A 5619-nucleotide genomic window follows, 5' to 3' on the forward strand; every position below is an offset into this window, starting at 1 on the left:
GGCCAAGAAAGCCGGCGATGAAATCGTTTCCTACAATTACTTCAAAGTAGGCGAAGGCATCGAGAAGCCGGTCGACAACTTCGCTGAAGAAGTTGCTGCCCAGCTGGCTGCCGCCAAGCAATAAGACAGTTTTCAACTGTCGCCCGAAAGAGGCTGCCCGCTTACGCGCGCAGCCTCTTTTCAGATGGGGTAGCCAATTTTTTATTGGTTTCCACTTGGAACTGACTTACAAAGCCATGTTCCGATGGCGCTGAAGCAGCGCCAAGCTAGAGTGAACGCCAGCTGTAAACAGCTCGCACAGAATTTTTTAATACGCCGCAGGAGAGATTCGCAATGGCTCAGCAGGGCAGTGGTTATCAGGCTCGCTATAAACGCATTCTACTCAAGCTTAGCGGCGAGGCCCTGATGGGCTCGGAAGAGTTCGGGATCGATCCGAAAGTACTCGATCGCATGGCGCTGGAAGTCGGCCAACTGGTCGGCATCGGTGTTCAGGTCGGTCTGGTGATCGGTGGCGGTAACCTGTTCCGTGGCGAAGCCCTGAGCAAAGCCGGTATGGATCGGGTCACAGGCGACCACATGGGCATGCTGGCCACTGTGATGAACGCCCTGGCCATGCGCGATGCGCTGGAACGTGCCAATATCTCGGCCATCGTGATGTCGGCGATTTCCATGGTTGGCGTAACCGATCACTATGATCGCCGCAAAGCCATGCGTCACCTGAACTCCAAGGACGTCGTGATTTTCGCAGCCGGTACCGGCAACCCGTTCTTCACCACGGATTCGGCAGCCTGCCTGCGTGCCATCGAAATCGATGCCGACGTCGTGCTGAAAGCGACCAAGGTCGATGGTGTTTACACCGCAGACCCGTTCAAAGACCCGCATGCCGAGAAGTTCGATCATCTGACTTATGATGAAGTACTGGATCGCAAGCTGGGCGTAATGGATCTGACCGCTATCTGCCTGTGCCGCGATCACAAGATGCCGCTGCGCGTATTCAACATGAACAAACCTGGTGCCCTGCTGAACATCGTCCATGGCGGCGCTGAAGGCACCCTGATCGAGGAAGGTCAACAATGATCAACGAAATCAAAAAAGACGCTCAAGAGCGCATGCAAAAATCCCTGGACTCTCTGGCTCACGCCTTTGGCCAGATCCGTACCGGTAAGGCTCACCCAAGCATTCTGGGCAGCGTGATGGTGCCGTACTACGGCGCAGACACTTCCATCACCCAGGTTGCCAACATCACTGTTAAAGATTCGCGCACCCTGCAAGTCGTGGCCTTCGAGCGCAACATGCTCGCCGCCGTCGACAAGGCAATCCAGAGCGCTGGCCTGAACCTCAACCCGACCAACCTCGGCGAGTTGTTGCTGATCTCCATGCCTGCCCTGACTGAAGAAACCCGTAAGGGCTTCACCAAGCAGGCGCGCAGTGCTGCTGAAGACGCTCGTGTTGCCGTGCGCAACATCCGTCGTGACGCGTTGGGCGAGCTGAAGAAGCTGGTCAAGGATAAAGAAATCAGCGAAGACGAAGAGCGTCGTGCAATCGCCGATATCGACAAGCTGACCAAGGATTCCGAAGCCATGATCACCAAGGCCACGGAAGAGAAAGAAAAAGACCTGATGGCCGTATAAGGGTCGAGCTTTTAATGGACAAGACCAAGCAGACTGCGCCGTCCGCGGTGCCGCGCCATGTCGCGATCATCATGGATGGTAACAACCGCTGGGCTAAAAAACGCTTTATGCCGGGTGTCGCCGGGCATAAAGCGGGCGTGGATGCTGTGCGAGCCGTCATCGAGGTGTGCGCTGAGGCCAAGGTCGAAGTATTGACCTTGTTCGCCTTCTCCAGTGAAAACTGGCAGCGCCCGGCCGATGAAGTCAGCGCCTTGATGGATCTGTTCTTCAAGGCATTGCGTCGTGAGGCCAAGCGCCTCAACGACAACAACATCTGCCTGCGCATCATTGGCGATCGCACGCGCTTCCACCCTGAACTTCAGGCGGCGATGCGCGAAGCCGAAGCAATGACTGCCGGTGCCAACCGTTTTGTTCTGCAGATCGCCGCCAACTATGGCGGCCAGTGGGATATCGCGCAGGCTGCACAGCGCCTGGCACGCGAAGTTCAGGCCGGGCATTTGCGTCCGGAAGACATCACTCCGGATCTGTTGCAAACCTGTCTGGTCACCGGCGATCTGCCGTTGCCGGACTTGTGCATCCGCACCGGTGGTGAGCACCGCATCAGTAACTTCCTGCTGTGGCAACTGGCTTACGCCGAGTTGTACTTCTCCGACCTGTTCTGGCCGGACTTCAAACACGATGCCATGCGCACTGCGCTGGCCGATTTCGCTTCGCGCCAACGTCGCTTCGGTAAAACGAGCGAACAGGTCGAAGCTGGAGCCCGGGTTTAATGCTTAAACAACGAATCATCACTGCACTGATCCTGCTGCCGATTGCCTTGTGCGGGTTTTTCCTGCTCGAAGGTTCCGGGTTTGCCTTGTTCATCGGTCTGGTCGTGACTTTGGGCGCCTGGGAATGGGCGCGTCTGGCGGGTTTCACCGGGCAAGCGTTCCGTGTGGGTTTTGCCGCCGTGGTCGCGTTCATGCTCTTCATCATGTACATCCTGCCCGGCCTTGCGCCGTGGGTGCTCGGTGCATCGGTGTTGTGGTGGGCAGTGGCGACTTATCTGGTGCTTACTTACCCTGCCTCCAGTGCTCATTGGTCCAGTGCGGCGACCAAGCTGGTGATCGGTCTGCTGATTTTGTTGCCGGCCTGGCAAGGTCTGGTGCAGATCAAACAGTACCCGCTGGGTAACTGGCTGATCATGGCGGTGATGGTGTTGGTGTGGGGCGCTGATATCGGCGCCTACTTCTCCGGCCGCGCTTTCGGCAAACGCAAACTGGCCCCACAGGTCAGCCCGGGCAAAAGCTGGGAAGGCGTTTACGGTGGTCTGGCATTGAGTCTGGTCATCACCGCCATCGTTGGTCTGGTGCGCGACTGGACAGTGGCCGAACTGCTCAAGGGCTTGATCGGCGCTGCGCTGATCGTCTTTATCTCGGTGGTCGGCGACCTCACCGAAAGCATGTTCAAGCGTCAATCCGGCATCAAGGACAGTAGCAATCTGCTGCCCGGGCATGGCGGTGTGCTTGACCGCATCGACAGCCTGACCGCCGCGATTCCAGTGTTTGCCGTGCTGTTGTGGATGGCCGCACCGTGAGCCGAGCCCAACAGATTACCGTTCTGGGGGCGACCGGTTCGATTGGCCTGAGCACTCTGGATGTCATCGCGCGTCACCCTGAGCGTTATCAAGTATTCGCCCTGAGCGGTTTCACTCGTCTGAGCGAACTGCTGGCCTTGTGTGTGCGTCACGTGCCGCAATTTGCCGTGGTGCCTGAAGTCGCCGCTGCCCGTGGTTTGCAGGATGATCTGCGTGCCGCGGGTTTGCCAACGCGGGTATTGGTGGGGGAGGAAGGCCTGTGTCAGGTCGCCTCCGCGCCGGAAGTCGATGCGGTGATGGCGGCGATTGTGGGTGCAGCGGGGCTGCGTCCTACATTGGCCGCCGTCGAGGCTGGCAAAAAGATTCTCCTGGCTAATAAAGAAGCGCTGGTGATGTCCGGTGCTTTGTTCATGCAAGCCGTGCGCAAAAGCGGTTCGGTGCTGTTGCCAATCGACAGCGAACACAACGCGATTTTCCAGTGCATGCCACAGGATTTTGCTCGTGGTTTGAGCTCGGTCGGCGTGCGAAGGATTTTACTGACAGCCTCTGGTGGCCCGTTCCGACAGACACCGATGGCTGAACTGGTGCATGTTTCACCTGACCAGGCGTGTGCGCATCCGAACTGGTCCATGGGTCGCAAGATTTCCGTGGATTCGGCCAGCATGATGAACAAAGGCCTTGAGCTGATCGAAGCCTGCTGGTTGTTCGATGCCAAGCCGTCGCAGGTCGAGGTGGTGATCCATCCGCAAAGCGTGATTCACTCGCTGGTCGATTACGTCGACGGCTCGGTGCTGGCGCAGTTGGGTAACCCCGACATGCGCACGCCGATTGCCAATGCGTTGGCTTGGCCAGAACGTATTGATTCCGGTGTGGCACCGCTCGATCTGTTTGCCATCGCGCGCCTGGATTTCGAAGCGCCTGATGAAGAGCGTTTTCCGTGCCTGCGTCTGGCGCGTCAAGCGGCGGAGGCGGGTGACAGCGCGCCGGCGATGCTCAACGCGGCTAATGAAGTGGCCGTGGCAGCGTTTCTCGATGGGCGGGTTCGTTACCTGGAAATCGCGAGTATCATCGAAGAAGTCTTGAATCTCGAGCCAGTGGTCGCGCTGGATGATCTCGATGCGGTGTTTACCGCCGACGCCAAGGCGCGAGTTTTAGCTGAACAATGGTTGAAACGTCACGACCGATAAGTTTTGCATCACAATGGCTTTACGCGGCACTGAACAGGATTGCGGAGAAAGTAGATGAGCGCGCTCTATATGATTGCCGGCACCCTGATCGCTTTGGGTGTGCTGGTCACTTTTCATGAATTCGGCCATTTCTGGGTCGCGCGTCGCTGTGGCGTCAAGGTTCTGCGTTTTTCCGTAGGCTTTGGTATGCCGTTGCTGCGCTGGCACGACAAGAAAGGCACCGAGTTCGTGATCGCCGCGATTCCGCTGGGTGGTTACGTCAAGATGCTCGACGAGCGTGAAGGCGAAGTGCCGCTGGATCAGCTCGATCAGTCGTTCAATCGCAAATCTGTACGCCAGCGTATTGCTATCGTGGCTGCCGGCCCGATTGCCAACTTCCTGCTGGCTCTGGTGTTTTTCTGGGTGCTGGCGATGCTTGGCAGTCAGCAAATACGCCCGGTCATCGGTGGTGTCGAGTCCGGCAGTATCGCGGCCAAGGCCGGTTTGACGGCAGGTCAGGAAATTATAGCGATTGATGGCGAGCCGACTTCCGGTTGGGCAGCGGTAAATTTGCAGCTGGTGCGTCGACTGGGCGAAAGCGGTTCGCTGCAGTTGTTGGTGCGCGAGCAGGGCTCTACGGCTGACTCGCCGCGGGAGCTGGCGCTGGATCATTGGCTGAAAGGGGCTGATGAGCCGGATCCGATTCGCTCGTTGGGTATTCGTCCATGGCGTCCGGCCTTGCCGCCGGTGCTCGCAGAACTCGATCCAAAAGGCCCGGCGCAAGCTGCTGGCCTGAAAACCGGCGACCGTCTGGTCTCGCTCGACGGCGTGGCGCTGAACGACTGGCAGCAAGTGGTTGATACCGTTCGTACGCGTCCTGATACCAAAATCATGCTGCGTGTCGAGCGTGATGGTGCTCAAATCGACGTCCCGGTGACTTTGGCTGCTCGCGGCGAAAGCAAGGCACCAAGCGGTTATCTGGGCGCCGGCGTCAAAGCGATCGACTGGCCGCCGGAAATGATCCGCGAGGTCAGTTACGGGCCGTTGGCCGCGATTGGCGAGGGCGCGCGTCGCACTTGGACCATGAGCGTTCTGACCCTCGATTCGCTAAAGAAAATGCTGTTCGGCGAGCTCTCGGTAAAAAACTTGAGTGGACCGATAACCATTGCTAAAGTGGCGGGCGCTTCTGCCCAGTCGGGTGTCGCTGATTTCCTGAATTTCCTTGCTTATCTGAGTATTAGCCTGG

The 5619-nt window shown here is 58.1% G+C and carries 6 protein-coding genes and 1 pseudogene; all 7 read left to right on the forward strand.

The annotated features are described in order from the left end of the window. Window positions 1-124 (forward strand): annotated as a pseudogene (locus ACIP1X_RS27490) (elongation factor Ts); the annotation flags it as partial. Between the two features lie 209 nt (window positions 125-333). Further along, complete coding sequence (pyrH, locus tag ACIP1X_RS27495; RefSeq protein WP_003222124.1) at window positions 334-1077, forward strand: UMP kinase; 744 nt, start codon at window positions 334-336, stop codon at window positions 1075-1077. Then, on the forward strand, window positions 1074-1631 hold the full coding sequence (gene frr / locus ACIP1X_RS27500) for a ribosome recycling factor (RefSeq protein WP_053117621.1): 558 nt from the start codon (window positions 1074-1076) through the stop codon (window positions 1629-1631). The genes pyrH and frr overlap by 4 nt, the downstream gene beginning before the upstream one ends. Window positions 1632-1645: 14 nt before the next feature. Then, window positions 1646-2401, forward strand: a complete 756-nt coding sequence (gene uppS / locus ACIP1X_RS27505) for a polyprenyl diphosphate synthase (RefSeq protein ID WP_053117623.1) — start codon at window positions 1646-1648, stop codon at window positions 2399-2401. Continuing rightward, window positions 2401-3207, forward strand: a complete 807-nt coding sequence (locus tag ACIP1X_RS27510) for a phosphatidate cytidylyltransferase (RefSeq protein ID WP_053117625.1) — start codon at window positions 2401-2403, stop codon at window positions 3205-3207. The genes uppS and ACIP1X_RS27510 overlap by 1 nt, the downstream gene beginning before the upstream one ends. Beyond that, the gene (gene ispC, locus ACIP1X_RS27515; protein ID WP_212549603.1) at window positions 3204-4394 is read left to right on the forward strand and encodes a 1-deoxy-D-xylulose-5-phosphate reductoisomerase; all 1191 of its coding nucleotides are present in this window, start codon (window positions 3204-3206) and stop codon (window positions 4392-4394) included. Before ACIP1X_RS27510 ends, ispC begins: the two co-directional genes overlap by 4 nt. Window positions 4395-4448: 54 nt before the next feature. Then, window positions 4449-5619, forward strand: a 1171-nt coding sequence (gene rseP / locus ACIP1X_RS27520) for an RIP metalloprotease RseP (RefSeq protein WP_400755842.1), incomplete at its 3' end; no start/stop codon positions are given.

The organism is Pseudomonas sp. NPDC088885 (assembly GCF_044750025.1).
GTDB lineage: Bacteria > Pseudomonadota > Gammaproteobacteria > Pseudomonadales > Pseudomonadaceae > Aquipseudomonas > Aquipseudomonas rustica.

Excerpts from the sequence above, each read along its gene's own strand:
- frr (WP_053117621.1), top strand. The coding sequence starts at position 1,074 with ATGATCAACGAAATCAAAAAAGACGCTCAAGAGCGCATGCAAAAATCC.
- pyrH (WP_003222124.1), top strand. The coding sequence starts at position 334 with ATGGCTCAGCAGGGCAGTGGTTATCAGGCTCGCTATAAACGCATTCTA.
- uppS (WP_053117623.1), top strand. The coding sequence starts at position 1,646 with ATGGACAAGACCAAGCAGACTGCGCCGTCCGCGGTGCCGCGCCATGTC.
- ACIP1X_RS27510 (WP_053117625.1), top strand. The coding sequence starts at position 2,401 with ATGCTTAAACAACGAATCATCACTGCACTGATCCTGCTGCCGATTGCC.